The 17,901-nt window shown below is 63.2% G+C and carries 15 protein-coding genes; 4 read left to right on the top strand and 11 right to left on the bottom strand.

What is annotated here, in order from left to right; all coding sequences use genetic code 11:
* Window positions 1-3: 3 nt before the first annotated feature.
* A complete protein-coding gene (locus ACB031_RS04140) occupies window positions 4-1,899 on the top strand; it encodes a DEAD/DEAH box helicase (protein ID WP_005302298.1) in 1,896 nt (631 codons plus the stop codon).
* Window positions 1,900-2,285: 386 nt separating this feature from the next.
* Here the strand turns inward: ACB031_RS04140 and ACB031_RS04135 are convergent, their stop codons facing one another.
* Complete coding sequence (locus ACB031_RS04135; protein WP_005302295.1) at window positions 2,286-3,608, bottom strand: Na+/H+ antiporter family protein; 1,323 nt, start codon at window positions 3,606-3,608, stop codon at window positions 2,286-2,288.
* A gap of 270 nt (window positions 3,609-3,878) precedes the next feature.
* Complete coding sequence (gene rnt / locus ACB031_RS04130; RefSeq protein WP_017764203.1) at window positions 3,879-4,538, bottom strand: ribonuclease T; 660 nt, start codon at window positions 4,536-4,538, stop codon at window positions 3,879-3,881.
* A gap of 148 nt (window positions 4,539-4,686) precedes the next feature.
* On the opposite strand from rnt, the gene ACB031_RS04125 reads away from it, so the two are divergent.
* Together ACB031_RS04125 and ACB031_RS04120 are read left to right on the top strand one after the other, a co-directional pair.
* Entirely contained in the window at window positions 4,687-6,660 is a 1,974-nt protein-coding gene (locus ACB031_RS04125) for a methyl-accepting chemotaxis protein (protein WP_371139056.1), read from the top strand.
* Between the two features lie 68 nt (window positions 6,661-6,728).
* Window positions 6,729-7,604, top strand: coding sequence for an OmpA family protein (locus ACB031_RS04120; RefSeq protein ID WP_005302285.1), 876 nt, complete (start codon window positions 6,729-6,731; stop codon window positions 7,602-7,604).
* Window positions 7,605-7,670: 66 nt separating this feature from the next.
* Here ACB031_RS04120 and gloA read toward each other — a convergent pair whose 3' ends face one another.
* From gloA to rsxA, 8 genes are all read right to left on the bottom strand, one after another.
* Window positions 7,671-8,084: a lactoylglutathione lyase gene (gloA, locus tag ACB031_RS04115; RefSeq protein ID WP_195879249.1), complete on the bottom strand. Its 414-nt coding sequence runs from the start codon at window positions 8,082-8,084 to the stop codon at window positions 7,671-7,673.
* Window positions 8,085-8,180: 96 nt separating this feature from the next.
* Window positions 8,181-8,822 carry an endonuclease III gene (gene nth / locus ACB031_RS04110; protein ID WP_017778817.1) on the bottom strand — a complete coding sequence of 214 codons (642 nt, stop codon included), beginning with the start codon at window positions 8,820-8,822 and terminating at the stop codon, window positions 8,181-8,183.
* 14 nt (window positions 8,823-8,836) lie between these two features.
* Complete coding sequence (locus tag ACB031_RS04105; RefSeq protein WP_017764207.1) at window positions 8,837-9,595, bottom strand: electron transport complex subunit E; 759 nt, start codon at window positions 9,593-9,595, stop codon at window positions 8,837-8,839.
* A 16-nt stretch (window positions 9,596-9,611) separates the two neighbouring features.
* Window positions 9,612-10,244 (bottom strand): electron transport complex subunit RsxG, encoded by a 633-nt coding sequence (gene rsxG / locus ACB031_RS04100; RefSeq protein ID WP_371139055.1) that lies wholly within the window; start codon window positions 10,242-10,244, stop codon window positions 9,612-9,614.
* Window positions 10,245-10,356: 112 nt separating this feature from the next.
* Window positions 10,357-11,409 carry an electron transport complex subunit RsxD gene (gene rsxD, locus ACB031_RS04095; protein WP_371139054.1) on the bottom strand — a complete coding sequence of 351 codons (1,053 nt, stop codon included), beginning with the start codon at window positions 11,407-11,409 and terminating at the stop codon, window positions 10,357-10,359.
* A gap of 3 nt (window positions 11,410-11,412) precedes the next feature.
* Window positions 11,413-14,085 (bottom strand): electron transport complex subunit RsxC, encoded by a 2,673-nt coding sequence (gene rsxC / locus ACB031_RS04090; RefSeq protein WP_371139053.1) that lies wholly within the window; start codon window positions 14,083-14,085, stop codon window positions 11,413-11,415.
* A gap of 2 nt (window positions 14,086-14,087) precedes the next feature.
* A complete protein-coding gene (gene rsxB / locus ACB031_RS04085) occupies window positions 14,088-14,651 on the bottom strand; it encodes an electron transport complex subunit RsxB (RefSeq protein ID WP_005302265.1) in 564 nt (187 codons plus the stop codon).
* A gap of 4 nt (window positions 14,652-14,655) precedes the next feature.
* Window positions 14,656-15,237 carry an electron transport complex subunit RsxA gene (gene rsxA, locus ACB031_RS04080; RefSeq protein WP_005302262.1) on the bottom strand — a complete coding sequence of 194 codons (582 nt, stop codon included), beginning with the start codon at window positions 15,235-15,237 and terminating at the stop codon, window positions 14,656-14,658.
* 112 nt (window positions 15,238-15,349) lie between these two features.
* On the opposite strand from rsxA, the gene ACB031_RS04075 reads away from it, so the two are divergent.
* A complete protein-coding gene (locus ACB031_RS04075; protein WP_371139052.1) occupies window positions 15,350-16,246 on the top strand; it encodes a DMT family transporter in 897 nt (298 codons plus the stop codon).
* Window positions 16,247-16,341: 95 nt separating this feature from the next.
* Here ACB031_RS04075 and ACB031_RS04070 read toward each other — a convergent pair whose 3' ends face one another.
* On the bottom strand, window positions 16,342-17,640 hold the full coding sequence (locus ACB031_RS04070) for a PAS domain-containing methyl-accepting chemotaxis protein (RefSeq protein ID WP_017784045.1): 1,299 nt from the start codon (window positions 17,638-17,640) through the stop codon (window positions 16,342-16,344).
* Between the last annotated feature and the right edge of the window lie 261 nt (window positions 17,641-17,901).

Below are 17,901 nucleotides of genomic sequence, written 5' to 3'. Positions count from 1 at the left end.
TCTATGTCTGATACCGAACAACTGCCCCTTTTTAGTGAGCTTGGACTGGCCGCGCCTGTACTGAAAGCGCTGCAGGACGTGGGCTATGAGCGCCCGTCCCCCATCCAGGCCGCAGCAATTCCCCACCTGATGGCGGGCCACGATCTGCTGGGGCAGGCGCAAACCGGTACAGGGAAGACCGCTGCTTTTGCCTTGCCTCTGTTGTCTCGTCTGGAAGCTGGTAACCGCAACACCCAGATCCTGGTGCTGGCGCCTACCCGCGAACTGGCCCTGCAGGTGGCTGAGGCGTGCCAACGCTATGCCCACCACATGCCTGATTTCCACGTGCTGCCCATCTACGGCGGCGCCTCCTACGAAACCCAGACCCGCGCCCTGCGTCGCGGTGCTCAGGTTGTCGTGGGTACTCCGGGCCGTGTGATGGACCTGATCCGTCGCAAGAACCTGGACCTCTCCGGTCTGAAAGCCCTGGTGCTGGACGAAGCGGACGAAATGCTGCGCATGGGCTTCATCGACGACGTGGACTGGATCATGGATCAGTGCCCGGCCGGTCGTCAGGTTGCCCTGTTCTCTGCCACCATGCCGGAGCAGATCCGTCGCGTTGCCCAGAAGCACCTGAAGCAGCCCAAAGAGATCAAGATCGCCTCCAAGACTGCTACCGCCACCACCATTCGCCAGCGCTACTGGCAGGTGACCGGTCTGCACAAACTGGACGCCATGACCCGTCTGCTGGAAGTGGAACCCTACGAAGCGCTGCTGGTGTTCGTGCGTACCAAGAACGCCGCCGAAGAGCTGGCCGGCAAGCTGGCCGCTCGTGGCCACGCCTGTGAAGCGCTGCACGGCGACATCCCGCAGAAGCTGCGTGAGCGTACCGTCGACAAGCTGCGTCAGGGCCAGTTGGACATCCTGATCGCCACCGACGTGGTTGCTCGTGGTCTGGACGTTGAGCGTATCACCCACGTAGTGAACTACGACATTCCGTACGACACCGAATCCTACGTTCACCGTATCGGCCGTACCGGCCGTGCCGGTCGCAAGGGCGAGGCCATCCTGTTCGTGGCACCGCGCGAGCGCCGCATGCTGCGCGCCATCGAGCACGCTACCCGTCAGGCCATCGAGCCGATGAAGATGCCGAGCACCGAGGACATCAACCAGCACCGTCTGGCCAAGTTCAAGGAGCGCATCCGCGAAACCATGATGGGCGAAGAGCTCGAGATCTACGTGAACCTGGTGAACGAGCTGATCGAAGAAGATTCTGCCGATCCGCTGGAGCTGGCTGCCGCACTGGCCAAGCTGGTACAGGGTGATCAGCCGCTGCTGCTGGATGACTCCATCCCGGATCCGCTGTTCAGCAACAACAACGATCGCGGTGGTTTCGAGCGTCGTGAGTTCAACGACCGCGGCGGTCGTGACTTCGGTGACCGTGGCGATCGTCCGGCCCGTCGCATGCCGTCCCTGGAGCCGCGTCCGCTCAAAGACAACCCGGACGTGGAGATGGAGCGTTACCGCGTAGACGTGGGTGCCCATCACGGCGTCAAGCCGGGCCAGATCGTGGGCGCCATCGCCAACGAAGCGAACATCGAGAGCCGTTTCATCGGCAACATCGACATCGCTGACGACTTCTCCACTGTCGATCTGCCCAAAGGCATCAGCCCTGACGTGCTGGAAGTGATCAAGAAGGCCCGGGTCTGCCAGCGTCCGCTGCAGATCAGCCGCTACACCGAGGTGCCGGCCGGCGGCAACACCAGCAGCCGTCCGCCGCGCGGTGATCGTCCGTTCCGTGGCGACCGTCCTTTCAACAAGGATCGCCGTCCGCAGGGTGACCGTCCCTTCAACAAGGATCGCCGTGAAGGCGGTTTCGACAAGGGTCGCAAGTTCGGTGGCAAGCGCCGCGACAGCTAAGCCCTGATGGTTATCTAAAAAGGCCGCTCATCGAGCGGCCTTTTTGTTGCCTGTGGTTTACCCATGCTGTGCTGGTGGGGCTCACCCATTGAGCGCCATTGATATCACCGACAGGCTGCCCGGCATCGGCATCGGCATCGGCATCGGCTGCAAGGTGCAGGATGGTAACTAAGGTAGCCAGCCCATGAGCCGCCTTGTGCCGTTGCGAGCAGAACCTGCGCGAAGGGGAGAGCGAAGCAGAACAAGAGAGGGCCGACAGAGCAGCCAGGAAGGAAAAGTGCCTCGCCTGTTCGCTCGTATATTCCGGCGTATACATGGCACGATGAAGGCAGCAAAAAGGCGACCCATAGGTCGCCTTTTTGCTGTGTTGTCTCTTGCTGCCCGGCTTAGAGCACCATGGCGGCAATCCAGCCGAAGAGGATGAGCGGGATGTTGTAGTGGATGAAGGTCGGCACCACGCTGTCCCAGATATGGTCGTGCTGGCCGTCGGCGTTGAGGCCCGAGGTGGGGCCCAGGGTCGAATCCGAGGCGGGCGAACCCGCGTCCCCCAGCGCGCCGGCTGCCCCCACCAGGGCGATGGTGGCCATGGGCGAGAAGCCGAGCTGGATGCACAGCGGCACATAGATGGTGGCGATGATGGGCACGGTGGAGAAGGAGGAGCCGATCCCCATGGTGATGAGCAGGCCCACCAGCAGCATCAGGAGGGCGGCCAGCCCCTTGTGGCCGGTCATCATGCCGGCGACGGACTGCACCAGGCTGTCGACCCCGTGGGTCTCCTTCATCACGGCGGCAAAGCCGGCGGCGGAGATCATGATGAAGCCGATGAGGGACATCATGCGCACGCCCTGGGTGAAGGCATCCTGACTCTCGCGAAACTTGATGACGCCGCCACAGGTGAAGATGACGAAACCCGCCAGGGCCCCCAGCACTATGCTGTTGGTCATCAGTTGCAGCCCCAGCGCCACGGCGATGGCCAGCAGGGCCACCCAGATGTGACTGAGGTTGAGCTCGACCGTCTCCGGCTCGGCGGCCAGGATCTTCTCCAGATCGTACTGGCGCGGCTTGCGGTAGCTGAAGAAGACGGCGATGAGCAGGCCGCAGAACATGCCAAGCACCGGGATGGCCATCGCCATCGGCAGCTGGCTGAGCTCGACCGGCACGCCGTTGTCGATCAGGTTCTTGGCCAGGATGTTGTTGAGGAAGATGCCACCAAAGCCCACCGGCAGCAGCATGTAGGTCGCGGTCAGGCCGAAGGTGATGACGCAGGCCACCTGACGACGGTCGATCTGCATCTGGGCCATGACGTGCAGCAGCGGCGGGATCAGGATGGGAATGAAGGCGATGTGAACCGGGATCAGGTTCTGGGAAGAGACGGAGACCGCGAGCACGGAGGCGAGCAGCAGGCTCTTGACCCAGAGAATGCGGGTACTGCTGGCATCCTTGCCGAGCTGGCTGATCACCTTGCGGGCCAGCAGATCGGTGATGCCGGAACGGGAGATGGCGACGGCGAAGGCACCCAGCATGGCGTAGGAGAGGGCGATCTCGGCGCCGCCACCCAGGCCACCGGTAAAGGTGGAGAGCGTCTGCTCAAGGGTGAGCCCCCCGATCAGGCCGCCCGCGATGGCGCCGATGGCGAGGGAGACCACCACATTGATCCGCAGTAGGCTGAGCACCAGCATCAGCGCCACTGCGATAACAACAGGATTCATTTGATTTCCTTATAGTTTGTGTTGCTGTCTGTCGTGTGAAAGGCAGTTAGTTTGCGAAAAATGTGACAAATGTCGAGTAAAAAATCAGGCTGATGGCCTATCTGCAGCATTCACGGCGCTCTGCTGCCGACAACGGGGTCGGAGGCGTGAAAAAAGGCGCTGGATGGCACTTTATTATCTATTCTGGTCAAACCAGATCAGGAATAAACCAGCAGAGGCAAACCGTGCAAAGAAAAGCGGCTGCCGTGGCAGCCTGCTTGAGATCGGGGTTTATTCGCCCGCATCGTCACTCTCGTTGTCCGGGTGAGCGGGTGGCCAGCCACCCAGGCTCTTCCAGCGGTTGACGATATGGCAGAACAGCTCTGTGGTGCGTTCGGTGTCATAGAGGGCGGAGTGTGCCTCTTTGTTGTCGAACGGGATGCGGGCGCTCTGGCACGCCTTGGCCAGCACCGTCTGACCCAAGGCCAGGCCGGAGAGCGCCGCGGTATCGAACGTGGCAAACGGATGGAACGGATTGCGCTTGAGGCCGGCCCGCTCGGCGGCGGCCATCACGAAGCCGTGATCGAAGGTGGCGTTGTGGGCCACTATGATGGCGCGGCCGCAATCCTGCTCCTTCATCCCCTTGCGAATGCCCTTGAAGATCTCGGTCAGCGCCTCTTTCTCGCTGACGGCGCCACGCAGGGGATTGAAGGGGTCGATGCCGGTGAAGTCGAGCGCCGCCTTTTCCAGGTTGGCGCCCTCGAACGGTTCGACATGAAAATGGAAGATCTGATCGGGCACGAGCCAGCCCTGCTCGTCCATCTTGAGGGTATGGGCAGCGATCTCCAGCAAAGCGTCGGTTCTGGCATTGAACCCGGCGGTTTCAACATCGATGACGACGGGGTAAAAGCCACGAAAACGGCCCTTGAGGGTGTGAACTGCGTCGGTCATGGTATCTCGGTCGGCGTGAAATGAGGCGGCATTATGGCAAAAAAGCGGGCCCTTGTCCCATCTCCGCCGCCCTGCAGGCGCTAGCCGATTCTATTATCGACACGCGAGCTTATAATTGACCACTCAATCAATGGAATGGAGAGCAAGGATGAAGAAGCTGGGATTGGCGCACAAGATGTTGCTGGTTGTCTGCCTGCCACTGCTGGCCCTGCTGTTTTTCTCCGGCCGGTACGTGTATGAGCGTTATCGGGTCGAACAGGAGATGAGCCAGGCCCAGGCCGCGCTGGATGTGGTTCGGGAAGCGGCGCAACTGGCCCACGAGCTGCAAAAAGAGCGCGGCATGTCGGCCGGCTTCCTCGGCTCTGGCGGCAACAAGTTCCGCGATGCCCTGCCGGCCCAGCGCAAGGTGGTGGATGGCCTGCTGCAGCGTTTTGCACAAGACCCGGCCCTGCTGGCGCTCAGCGAGGTGCAGCAGGAGCTGGCCGGGCTGACGGCCATGCGCGAGCGGGTCAGTGCGCTGGGGGTGGAGGTGGCGGAGCAGGTCGGCGTCTACAGCCGGATCATCTCCCGCCTGCTGGCGGTGGTGGATCAGATCAGCATCCACAGCCGGGATGCCACCATAGCGCTGCAGACCAACGCCTATGCCGCCTTCTTGCAGAGCAAGGAGCGGATGGGGCTGGAGCGGGCGACCTTGAGCAACGTGTTCGGCCGAGACAGCTTCACGCCAGCGCTGCTGCAGCAGTTCATCTCGCTGCTGGCGGCCCAGAATACTTATCTTGAACGCTTCCAGGCGGTGGCGAGCCTCTCCCAGCGCCAGCTGCTGGCCGACAGCCTGGCCTCGCCCGTGGTAGCCAAGGTGGCCGCCATGGAGAAACTGGCGCTCGACAAGGCGGCCACCGGTGGTTTCGGGGTGGATGCCGAAGCCTGGTTTGCCTTGAGTACCGACAAGATAGGCCTGCTCAAACAGAGTGAGGATCGCCTCTATCAGCAGCTGTCCGAGCGGGTTGACCAGATGCGAGCCCAGAGTGCCAGCGACTTCTGGTGGGCTGCCATCGGGGTCTTGCTGTGCGTGGCACTGACCACCTTCGTCTGCTGGCGGGTGGTGCGGGATCTGCACCTGGGCTTCACGGCGCTGCATCAGACCTTCAAGCGGCTGGTGAAGGAGAACGACCTGACGGTGCGGGTCAACTGGCAATCCGGCGACGAGCTGGGGGCGCTGGCGCGGGATCTGAACCACTTCCTCGAACACCTGGAAGGCTTGCTGCTGGCGGTGCGCCGCTCCTGCGAGGTGTTGACCCGCAGTGCCGCCGCCTCGGCCAACGTCATCTCGGAGGTGAACGCCGGGGTGGCCAGGGGCTTTGGTCAGGTGGACCTGGTGGCGACCGCCGCCACCGAGATGGCCTCAACGGTGGCAGAGATTGCGCGCAACGCCACCCAGACCTCGCTGGCGACCCAGCAGGCCATCGGTCGGGCCCGGCAGGGGGACAAGGAGGTGGATCAGACCATAGACGCCATCCAGCTGGTGGCGGGTACCCTGAGCGATACCCAGCAACTGGTGGACAGTCTGCATCAGGATACCGAGTCGGTGGGGGAGGCCCTCAACCTCATCAAGCAGATCTCGGATCGCACCAACCTGCTGGCCCTCAACGCGGCCATCGAGGCGGCCCGTGCCGGCGAATCCGGCCGCGGCTTTGCGGTGGTGGCGGAAGAGGTGCGGGCGCTGGCATCGCGCACCCAGCAGGCCGCCGACGACATCGAACGGATGCTGGCGCGTCTGCGTCAGGGGGCCAATCAGGCGGTGACGGCCATGCACCTGGGAACCGAGCAGGCGGGGCTGAGCGTGACCGAAGCCAAACGGGCGGGCAGCGAGCTGACCGACATCGTCAACGAGGTGCGCAAGGTGAGCGACATGACAGCCCAGGTGGCCACCGCCACCGAGGAGCAGCGTTATGTCACCGATGATATCCAGCACAACGTGATGACTATCCGCGAGGTATACGAGGCGCATCGCCAGCACTCTGAGACCCTGCAGCAGAACAGCGTTGAGCTGGATCAGCTGGCACGAGAGCTGGCAGGCCGCATCGCCAGCTTCAAGCTGATGGGCGGATCTTCACCCCATTGAGCGCTTTGACCTAAAGCTTGTCCTGCCCCTGCCGATACCTAACCAGAGATCGTGTGGAGGGCAGGCAGTTGAACGCTTGGGTGTTGGGGTTGGTCAGCATATCAGTGAGTATGCAGTTGCAGGCGGGGGTCACCGAATTCGGTGCCGGCCTGGATCAATCCGTCTGGCGGTTGACCTCTGATACCCAGGTGGAGTGCCGGCTCGAGCATCCCATCCCCAGCTGGGGCACGGGGGCCTTCGTCAGCCGCGCCGGTCGCAAGATCAATCTGGACTTCGAACTCAAGGGGCTGCGCCAGCAGGCCCAGACCCAGACGGTGAGTCTGGGCATCATGCCGCCCATCTGGCGCCCTGGCCTGGCCGGTCGGGAGATAAGCCAGCTGCGTTTTTACCAGCAGTTTGATGGCCTGGTGGAGGGGCAGACCGCCTGGACCATGCTGGACGAGCTGGAGGGGGGGCGCATGCCGACCTTCCAGTATCGTGACTGGTATCGCCAGAACCGGCCGGTACGGGTCTCCCTCTCCTCGGTCAATTTCCGGGTCAAGTACCAGGCCTTCATGGACTGCGTGAATGGCCTGCTGCCCTACAGTTTCAACGACATCGCCTTCAGCGTGCTCACCTACGACAAGAACAGCGATCAGCTGTCGCTGGCCTCCAAGCGGCGGCTGGCGATGATCGGCGAGTACGTGAAGGTGGACAAGAGCATCGACGTGGTGGTGATCGACGCCTACAGCGACAGCTACGGCGGTCGCTGGCCGAACCAGAAGCTCTCGGAGAAGCGGGCTGATGCCATCAAGAAGGTGTTCGTCGATCTGGGCATCGATCCTGGCAAGATCTCGGTGGAAGGGCACGGCGAGAAGCAGCATGTCGCCTCCAACGAGACCGAGGGTGGCCGTGCCAAGAACCGGCGGGTGGTGATCAACATGGGCCGTAATGGCGCCATCTGAGCGATATCTCTGCCATAAAAAAGAGCGCCTCGGCGCTCTTTTTGGTTTTTCGGGGACAAGCCTGGATCAGAAGCTCTCACCAAGGCCGCTGCCGGCATCTTTCTTGGCGATCAGTTCAATCTTGTAACCGTCCGGATCCTCGACGAAGGCGATGACGGTGGTACCGCCTTTGACCGGACCCGGTTCGCGGGTGATCTTGGCACCAGCGGTGCGCAGCGCCTCGCAGGTGGCATAGATGTCGTCCGCTTCCAGCGCGATGTGGCCGTAGGCCGAACCCAGCTCATACTCGCTCACGCCCCAGTTGTAGGTGAGCTCGATGACGGCCTCATCCTTCTCGTCGCCGTAGCCGACGAAGGCCAGGGTGTACTTGTACTCGCTGTTCTCGCTCTTGCGCAGCAGTTTCATGCCCAGCACACGGGTGTAGAAGTCGATGGAACGTTGCAGATCGCCGACGCGCAACATGGTATGCAGAATTCTCATTGCTCAATTCTCCGGGTTGGTGATTGGTACTGCCTTGAATCCATGACCCTCGGCCTGGCTCCGCAGACGCCTGTGAGCCAGGCCTCGCCCTGCGGATCAGCTCTCGGGGTAGACTTTTTCTTTGTACTCACACAAATCTTCGATGATGCAGGAGCCACAGCGCGGCTTGCGGGCCAGACAGGTGTAGCGCCCGTGTAGGATCAGCCAGTGGTGCACATCCAGCTTGAACTCGGCCGGGACCACCTTGAGCAGCTTCTCCTCCACCTGATCGACGTTCTTGCCCACCGCAAAGCCGGTGCGATTGGAGACCCGGAAGATATGGGTATCGACGGCGATGGTGGGCCAGCCGAAGGCGGTATTGAGCACCACGTTGGCGGTCTTGCGGCCGACGCCGGGCAGGGCCTCGAGGGCCTCGCGATTCTCCGGCACCTCGCCGCCGTGGCGCTCCAGCAGGATGGCGCAGGTCTTGATGACATTCTCGGCCTTGGTGTTGAACAGGCCAATGGTCTTGATGTACTCCTTGAGCCCGTCCACCCCCAGATCCAGCATGGCCTGCGGGGTGTTGGCCACCGGGTAGAGCTTGTCGGTGGCCTTGTTGACGCTCACGTCGGTGGCCTGGGCCGACAGCAGCACGGCGATCAGCAGCTCGAACGGTGTGGTGAAGTTGAGCTCTGTGGTGGGGTGGGGATTGTCGTCCCGCAGTCGCTCCAGGATCAGTCTGCGTTTCTGGTTGTTCATGGCTCCCTCTTGGCTCAGAGCTGGGTCGCGCGGGCACCCGCGGCCGGCACGCTGCAGTGGGCCTTCTCGGCGCTCTGCTTGCGGCCCATCCAGTCGTTGATGGCGTTCTTGCCGGCGATCATCAGGCCGAGGCCGATGAAGCCGCCAGGGGGCAGGATCGCCAGCAGCAGGCTGGCGTCGGCATGGAACAGCTCGATGCGCAGGGACTTGGCCCACTCACCCAGCAGCAGGTCGGCACCGTCAAACAGGGTGCCCATGCCGATGATCTCGCGAAGGCCCCCCAGCACCAGCAGCACCAGGGTAAAGCCCAGTCCCATCATGAAGCCGTCGATGGCCGCCAGCAGCGGCGGGTTCTTGGAGGCATAGGCCTCGGCCCGGCCTATGATGACGCAGTTGGTGACGATGAGGGCGATGAAGATGCCGAGCGCCTGATAGAGGCCGTAGGTATAGGCGTTCATCAACAGCTGCACGCTGGTCACCAGGGCCGCGATGATCATCACGTAGACCGGGATGCGGATATCCTTGGGCACCCAGTTGCGCACCAGGGAGATGGCGAGGTTGGAGCTGACCAGTACCGCCATGGTGGCAAGGCCGAGCCCCAGCGCATTGGTGAAGGTGGAGGAGACCGCCAGGGTGGGGCAGAGCCCCAGCACCTGCACCAGGGAGGGGTTGTTCTTCCACAGCCCCTGCAGCATCAGCTCCTTGAGCTCTTCACGGCGGCCATTGCTCTCGCTGATCGGGCTCTGCCCGTCAATCACATCAACTTGTTCCATAGCTTGTGCTCCGGCGTTAGGGGGTGGCGTCACAGGCGGGGGCGTCCCGCAGCAGCTCGGGGTGCTCCTGTTGCAGCAACAGCAGGTTCTTCACCGCCTTGACCACGGCCCTGGGGGTGATGGTGGCGCCGGTGAAGGCGTCGAACTCGCCGCCATCCTTCTTCACGGCCCAGCTGGATTCGTTGTCGCGGTTGAGAAACTTGCCGACGAAGCTGTTGATCCAGCCAGATTTTTTCAACTCTATCTTGTCGCCAAGACCGGGCGTCTCGTTGTGGGTCAACACCCGCACCGCGCTGACGGTGCCCTTGGCGTCCGTGCCGACGATCAGGCGAATGGCCCCACTGTAGCCGTCGGGGGCCACGGTTTCCAGCGCATAGCCGGTGGTGGTGCCTTGCAGGGTCGCGGTGTAGAGGGGCATCGGCTGATCGCTGCCCAGATAGCGCTTGCTCTGCACCAGCTTGCAGCTGGCCACCAGATCGTTGTCATAGCTCCCCTCCGGCAACAGGGCGGAGAGGGTGCGCAGCTTCTCCAGCTGCTGTTGATGGGCGATCCGGCCCTGGGTCAATTCGTTGGTCAGCACCACCAGGGCGGTACAGGCCAGGGCGAAAATGGCCAGGGTGACGCCGTTCTTGCGCATGCTCTTTAACATTGCATCGTTCCTGAGAGTGAGGTGTGCGCGACGTTCATACGACGGGCGCCATGGGCGCCGGGACAGCTCAGGCTGTCTGTCCAGCAAGCCATGCAGGCGTTGGCTGTCGAGATCATTTGCGGCGGGCTCCATAGACTTTGGGGCGTGTCAGGCTGTCGATCAGCGGTACGCACAGGTTGGCCAGCAGCACGGCAAAGGCGAAGGCATCCGGGTAGCCGCCAAAGCGGCGGATGAGGTAGACCAACACCCCGATGAGCACACCATAGACCAGGCGGCCGCGCGGTGTGGTGCTGGCACTCACCGGATCGGTGGCGATGAAGAAGGCCCCCAGCATGGTGGCGCCGCTGAACAGGTGGAACATGGGGGTGGCGGTGGCATCCGGCATCACCAGATAACCCAGGGTGGCAGCCAGCAGCAGGGCGCCGAGGATGGCCCCCGGGATACGCCAGTTGATCACTTTCTGTTGCAGCAGGAACAGACCGCCCAGCAGGTAGCCGAGGTTGACCCAGCTCCAGCCGATGCCGCCCCAGCCCTCGAACACCTTGTGGGTCATCACTTCGCCGGCGGTGAGGCCCTGGGTCAGCCCGGTTTTCAGGGTATCCAGCGGAGTGGCCATGGTCAGTCCGTCCACCCCCTGCTTGAGCTGGGCCATGCTGTAGCCATCCAGGCTGAAGCCGGTGAAGATCACCGAGGCCGCATCACCAAAGCCGATGTCGTAGGCGGCGATGCTCGACGGCGGCAGCCAGCTGGTCATCTGCACCGGGAAGGAGACCAGCAGCAGCACGTAGGCCACCATGGCAGGGTTGAACAGGTTCTGGCCCAGTCCGCCGTAGAGGTGCTTGGCGATGATGATGGCAAACGCCGTGCCCAGCACCAGCATCCACCAGGGCAGCAGCGGCGGCAGGGAGAGACCGATCAGCACGGCGGTGAGCGCCGCGCTGCCATCCAGCAGGGCTGGTTTGACGGGGCGTTGGCGCAGGCGCAGCACCAGGGCTTCGGAGGCCAGCGCCGTGACCAGGGCCAGCAGGATCTGGATCAGGGTACCCCAGCCAAAGAACCAGCTCTGCGCCAGAAAACCGGGCAGACAGGCCAGCATCACCAGCAACATCAGGGTTTGGGTCTGTCTGCGGTTATGGGCAAACGGCGCACTCGCGATATTGAACATGGATCAGTGGCTCTTGTCGGTCGATGGAGAAGGGGAGGCCTGGGCTGCCGCCTCGGCCGCCAGTTTCCGGGCCTTGGCGCGGGCTACGGCGGCAGCGATGGCCGCCTTCTTGGGATCTGCCTCGGCGGCATCAGGCTGCGGGACGGCGGCAGCAACGGCCTCTTCATCCGCGCTTACGACTGCGTCGCCTTGCGCCTGAGCCGCAGCCTTCTTGGCCTTGGCGCGGGCGATGGCGGCGGCGATGGCCGCCTTCTTGGGATCCGCCTCGGCGGCATCAGGCTGCGAAACTACTGCTGGCGCAGCCGCCACGGCCTCTTCACCCTCGCTCACGGCGGTGTCGCCTTGCGCCTGAGCCGCAGCCTTCTTGGCCTTGGCGCGGGCGATAGCGGCGGCAATGGCCGCCTTCTTGGGATCCACATCGGCGGCATCAGGTTGCGGGGCGGAAGCAGGGGCCGCCGCAACGGCCTCTTCATCCTCGGTTACGACAGTGTCACCTTGCGCCTGAGCCGCGGCCTTCTTGGCCTTGGCACGGGCGATGGCGGCGGCGATGGCTGCCTTCTTGGGATCTGCGTCGGCAGTGTCAGGCTGCTGGACGGCAGCAACGGCCTCTTCACCCTCGGTTACGGCTTTGTCGCCTTGTGCCTGAGCCGCGGCCTTCTTGGCCTTGGCACGGGCGATGGCGGCGGCAATGGCTGCCTTCTTGGGATCGTCTCCCGCGCCGGTCGGCTCGGCTGTCGCCGCACTGCTGTCAGCGCCTGGTTCGGTGGCATCTGTCTCGCTGCCAGCTTGCGCTTTCTTCGCCTTGGCACGGGCAATGGCTGCCGCGATGGCGGCCTTCTTGGGATCGCTCTGGGCAGCAGCACTGGTTGATGCTGTGGCATCCTCCGGGGTGGCCTGTGCCGCCTCGGTGTCACCGCTCTGGGCTGCTTTCTTGGCCTTGGCCCGCGCCAGTGCGGCGGCGATGGCCGCTTTTTTCGGATCCGCCTCAGTGGTGGCAGTGGCATCGCCCGGCTCGGCTGCCGTCGTGTCGAGCGCCTTGGCGGCGCGGCGGGCTTCCGCCTCCCGCTTGCGGGCCTCACGGGCGGCGATCACCGCGCTGTTGTCGGGCACACCTTCGGCAGTGGCGGCAACGGCCGTGACGGGAGCCTCCTGCTTGGCCTTGAGACGGGCCAGGGCCGCGGCTACCGGATCTTCTCCGCCGGCCGCCGTCATGGCCTGGCGCCGCTGGGCGGCCGCCTCGGCATGGCGGGCTTCGCGAGCGGCTTTCTCCCGCTCGAAGCGGGCCTGCTTGGCCTCGAAGCGCTGCTTGGCGCGCTCGGCCTTCTCGGCCTCGGCGCGGGCCTCGCGGATATCATCCTTGGCAATCTTGTAGTACTGCACCAGCGGGATCTCGCTCGGGCAGACCCAGGCGCAGGCGCCGCATTCGATGCAGTCGAACAGGTTGAGCCCTTCTGCCTTGTCGTACTCCTTGGCCCGGCTGTACCAGTAGAGCTCCTGGGGCAGCAGGTTGGCCGGACAGGCATCGGCACAGGCGCTGCAGCGAATGCAGGCCTGCTCCGGACCGGGTGGCGGCAGCTCGGCCCGGGTGGGGGAGAGCAGGCAGTTGGTGGCCTTGACCACGGGTACCATGGCGTGGGGCAGGGTGAAGCCCATCATGGGCCCCCCCATGATCACCCGCTGATCCGCCTCGGGCTGCAGCTCGAAGCGCTGCAGCAGCCAGCGCACCGGCGTGCCCAGCAGCACCCAGGCGTTGCCCGGCTTCTTGAAGGCGTCGCCGGTGAGGGTGACGATGCGGGAGATGAGCGGTTCGCCGTCGATGATGGCGCGCTTGATGGCAAACACGGTGGCCACGTTGAGCACCATGATGCCCATGTCCACCGCGCGGCCGCCTTTGGGTACCTGACGACCGGTGAGCAGCTCTATGGTCTGCTTGGCGCCGCCCGAGGGGTACTTGGTGGGGACCGTCTTGACCAGTACGTCTTCGTCGGTGGCGTGACGGGTCAGCTCGCCGATGGCGGCCGGCTTGTTGTCTTCCACCCCGATCAGGGTCAGCTTGGGTTTGAGCAGGTGCTTGAGCACCCGGATGCCGTCCATGATCTCGTCGGCATACTCCTGCATCAGCCGGTCATCGGTGGTGATGTAGGGCTCGCATTCGAGGCCGTTGACGATGAGGATCTCGGTGAGCTGGCCGCGGCCGTCGAGCTTGCTGTGGGTCGGGAACACGGCGCCACCGAGGCCGGCGATACCGGCCTGCTGAATGCGCTCGAGCAGCTCGCCCCGCTCCAGATTCCAGTAGTCGGCTTGGCCCTTGCGCTCGCCCCAGGCATCTTCGCCATCCGGGGTGAGGGTGATGCAGAGATCGTCGAGACCGGAGGGGTGGGCCACCGTATGGTGGCCGATGGCGGTGATGGTGCCGGAGGTAGAGGCGTGCACCGGCACGATCCGCCCCTTCTCATGACGGGTGAGTGGCTGACCCTTCTTGACCCGGTCACCGACCCGCACCAGCAGATCGCCGGCCGGGCCCGCGTGCTGGCGTACCGGAATGATGAGCTGGGGCGGCAGGCCCGCGTCCACCACCGGGGTGAGGCTGGACTGCTCCTTGTTCTCGGGAGGATGAATGCCGCCGTGAAAATCCCACAGGGTGCCGGCTTTGATGCGTTCGAGTAAGGACTGCATGGTTACTCCACTATCTTGACCGGAATGGTGACGTTGTTGAGATCCCACTTCCAGTTGTCGACCGTGGTGGGCACCGGGATCATCTCGATACAGTCGGTCGGGCAGGGATCGACGCAGAGATCGCAGCCGGTGCACTCGTCCTTGATCACGGTGTGCATCGCCTTGGTGGCACCGACGATGGCATCGACCGGGCAGGCCTGGATGCACTTGGTGCAGCCGATGCACTGATCTTCATGGATGAAGGCGACTTTCTTGACCGGTACGGCGGCTTCTGCGCCGCCCAGCGGCTGGGGTTCGACCCCCATCAGATCGGCAATCTTGCGCATGGTGGCATCGCCACCGGGCACGCACTTGTTGATCTGATCGCCGTTGGCCAGTGCCTCGGCGTAGGGTTTGCAGCCAGGGTAGCCGCACTGGCCGCACTGGGTTTGCGGCAGCAGGGCGTCGAGCTGATCGACGATGGGATCGGCTTCCACATGAAACTTGACGGCGGCAAAGCCCAGAATGATGCCGAAAGCCAGGGCCAGCAGAGCCAACACCAGAACGGCAAAAAGAATGTGAATCATAGCGCTATATCTTGATGAGGCCGGTAAAGCCCATAAAGGCCAGCGACATCAGGCCGGCGGTGATCATGGCGATGGAGACGCCGCGAAACGGGGTGGGAACATCGGCGGCCACCAGGCGCTCACGCATGGCGGCAAACAGGATCAGTACCAGCGAGAAGCCGGTGGCGGCACCAAAGCCGTAGATGATGCTCTGGATGAAGTTGTGGTGCTCGTTGATGCTGAGCAGCGCCACCCCCAGCACGGCACAGTTGGTGGTGATGAGCGGCAGGAAGATGCCAAGCAGACGGTAGAGAGTGGGGCTGCTCTTGCGGATAACCATCTCGGTAAACTGAACCACGACGGCGATCACAAGAATGAAGGCGAGCGTGCGCAGGTAGGCGATGTTCAGCGGGATCAGGATATAGTGTTCCATCAGATAGGAACAGGCGCTGGCCAGGGTCATCACGAAGGTGGTCGCCAACCCCATGCCGATGGCGGTTTCCAGCTTGCCGGAGACGCCCATGAAGGGGCACAGGCCAAGAAACTTCACCAGCACGAAGTTGTTGATCAGCACGGTGCCGACCAGTAAAAGCAGGTACTCAGTCATTGCAGGTTGGTTATCCGGTTTGAAGGCGGCGGTATTATCTGATTTTAGGTGCCTTTTAACAACCGCAAGGCCGCATGGTTATTATTCAAATAGCCAATTTCATGGAGGAAACGTGCGCCCTTTACCCATTTTTACCCTGACTCTGGCGATGCTGCTCTGGTCCAGCTCCTTCATCGCGCTCAAGCACGTGCTGGCGGTCTGGGGCTTCGGTCAGGTGCTCTTCATGCGCATGAGCGTGGCGGCCCTTTGCTGGCTGTGCTGCTACCGCTATCTCGGCAATTTTCGCTACCAGCCAGGGGATTGGCGCTGGCTGGTCTTGATGGGGGCACTGGAGCCTTGTCTCTATTTTCTGCTGGAGGTCAACGCCCTGCGCTACACCAGCGCCGGCCAGGCGGGCATGGTCTGCGCCCTGCTGCCGCTGGTGGTGGCCCTGGTCGCCTTTTTGCTGATCGGGGAGCGGGTGAGTCGCCGCCAGCTGCTCGGCTTTGCCGTGGCCATCTTCGGCATCGCCCTGCTCGGTTTTGGCAGCGGAGCCGATGAGTCTGCCCCCAACGCCCTGCTTGGCAACAGCCTGGAGATGGCAGCCATGTTCTGCGCCGCCACCTACTCGGTGGTGTTCAAGAAGCTCTGTAGCCGCTACAGCGTGCTGACCCTGACCGCCCTGCAGGCTTTCGTCGGCACCCTCTTTTTCGCCCCCTTTGCCCTCAGCGAGCCCTGGCCTGCAGACTGGGCCTGGCAGGATATGGCGGTCATCGTCTTTCTCGGTGCCTGCGTGACGCTCGGGGCCTACCTGCTCTACAACTGGTCGGTGACCCAGGTGAAGGTGACGCTGGCGGCAGCCTACGTCAATCTCATCCCGGTGTTTACCCTGCTGCTGGCCTACCTGCTGTTGGGGGAGACCCTCAATGCCCTGCAATGGGTGGCCTGCGGCGCCGTGCTGCTGGGCATCGCGCTGGGGCAACTGCCGGCCAGGCGCAAGGGGGCGCAGGCCGTCACCGCCGAGGGGTAACGGGCGGAGCACCCCATCGAATGCAGGCGGGTAACACAGGAGACAAAGCAAACAGGCGACGCACCGGCGTCGCCTGTCTGTTGTGGGCGAAATGGCTAGATGGAGAGCCCTTTGACCGTCTCCGAGACGGAGTTGGCGTCCTCGATGATCTCCTGAATGACGCCGGCGATGATGTCGGCCTGGGCCTGACCTGCCATCGCCTTTTCCGATACCACCGAGACGGTCTGGGTGATCCTGGAGGTGATGTCGGAGTTAAGCCGGATGACGGAGACAATCTCGCCGGTGGAGGTGGAGGTTCTGGCCGCCAGCTGGCGCACTTCATCGGCCACCACCGCAAATCCGCGGCCCTGCTCGCCGGCGCGGGCCGCTTCGATGGCGGCGTTGAGCGCCAGCAGGTTGGTCTGATCCGCGATGCTGCTGATGGTCGAGATGATGGACTCTATGCTTCTCGACTGCTGGTTGAGGTTCTCTATCTGCCGGGTGACCTCGCTGACCGAACTGTTGATGTGGGCCGAGGTTTCCAGCACCTTGTCGATCACCTCCCGCCCTTTGGCGGCGCTCGAGACGGTCTCACCGGCGATGGCGCAGGCTTTCTGGGCCGCTTCGCGCACCGAGATGGATTTCTCCACCCGCTCGCTGATGTCGCTCGCCAGCTTGATGATCTTCACCACCTTGCGCTCGTGGTTGAAGATGGGGTTGTAGGTGGCCTCCAGCCAGATCTTCTCGCCGTGGCGGCCGCGGCGCATGAAGAGCCCGGACTGGATGGCGCCGGATCCGAGATCCCGCCAGAAGTTGGGATTCTGCTGATAAAACTCCTCGTCGCAGAACATGCGGTGGGGCTGACCCACCACCTCGTCCAGCCGGTAGCCAAAACAGTGCAGGAAGTTCTGGTTGGCGGTGATGACGGTGCCATCGGGTTGGAAGTCGATGACGGCCAGGGACTTGTCCAGTGCTGTCAGCAGGGCCTGGGTGCGCTCCAGGGTGGATTGTTGCTCGCTGACGTTGGAGGCCACCTTGGCCACCTTGATCACCTTGCCATCGAGGAGGATCGGGAAGTAGCTGGCTTCGAGCCAGACCGCCTTGCCCGATTTGGCCTGCCGAATGAAGCGGCCGCTGCGCGACTCTCCCCGCCGCAGCTCCTGCCATAGCTGCTCGTATTCCCGGGTGTTGACATCGTCGGGGAAGCAGAGAGAGCTGTGGTGCTTGCCGATCACCTCCTCCCGGCCGTAGCCCACGATGGCGAGAAAGCGATCGTTGACGAAGGTGATGACCCCCTCCGGGGTGAATTCGATATAGGGCAGCCGTGACTGGATGGCCTGCTCAAAGGCGCCGAGTGCTGCGATCTTTGCCGCTTGTTCACTCTTGTCGTGATTTCCCGTGCGATTCCAAAACATGGCGGAGCTCCTTGTTAAGACCCTTGTGAGGCTCTTCATGACAATAACCGACCGTCTGAATACTAGTACAGGTTCTTTGGCCATCGCCTTGGCCATTGTGGGGAACTGCTTGTTTTGTCGTTATTTATTGTTCCATGCGGGGGAGCGGCAACAGGGGGGAATGGGGCAAGTCCGCCTGAGGGCGTGACGGTAGGAGGGGCGGCGGCGGTTTTTGTCCCTCCATTTGCTCATTTTCCCTGCGATTCAACACATCAGAGCACC

The organism is Aeromonas sp. S8(2024) (assembly GCF_041403085.1).
In the GTDB taxonomy this organism is placed as follows: domain Bacteria; phylum Pseudomonadota; class Gammaproteobacteria; order Enterobacterales; family Aeromonadaceae; genus Aeromonas; species Aeromonas dhakensis.
The sequence above is the reverse complement of the archived record's forward strand: the minus strand, read 5'-3'. Positions and strand labels throughout refer to the sequence as shown.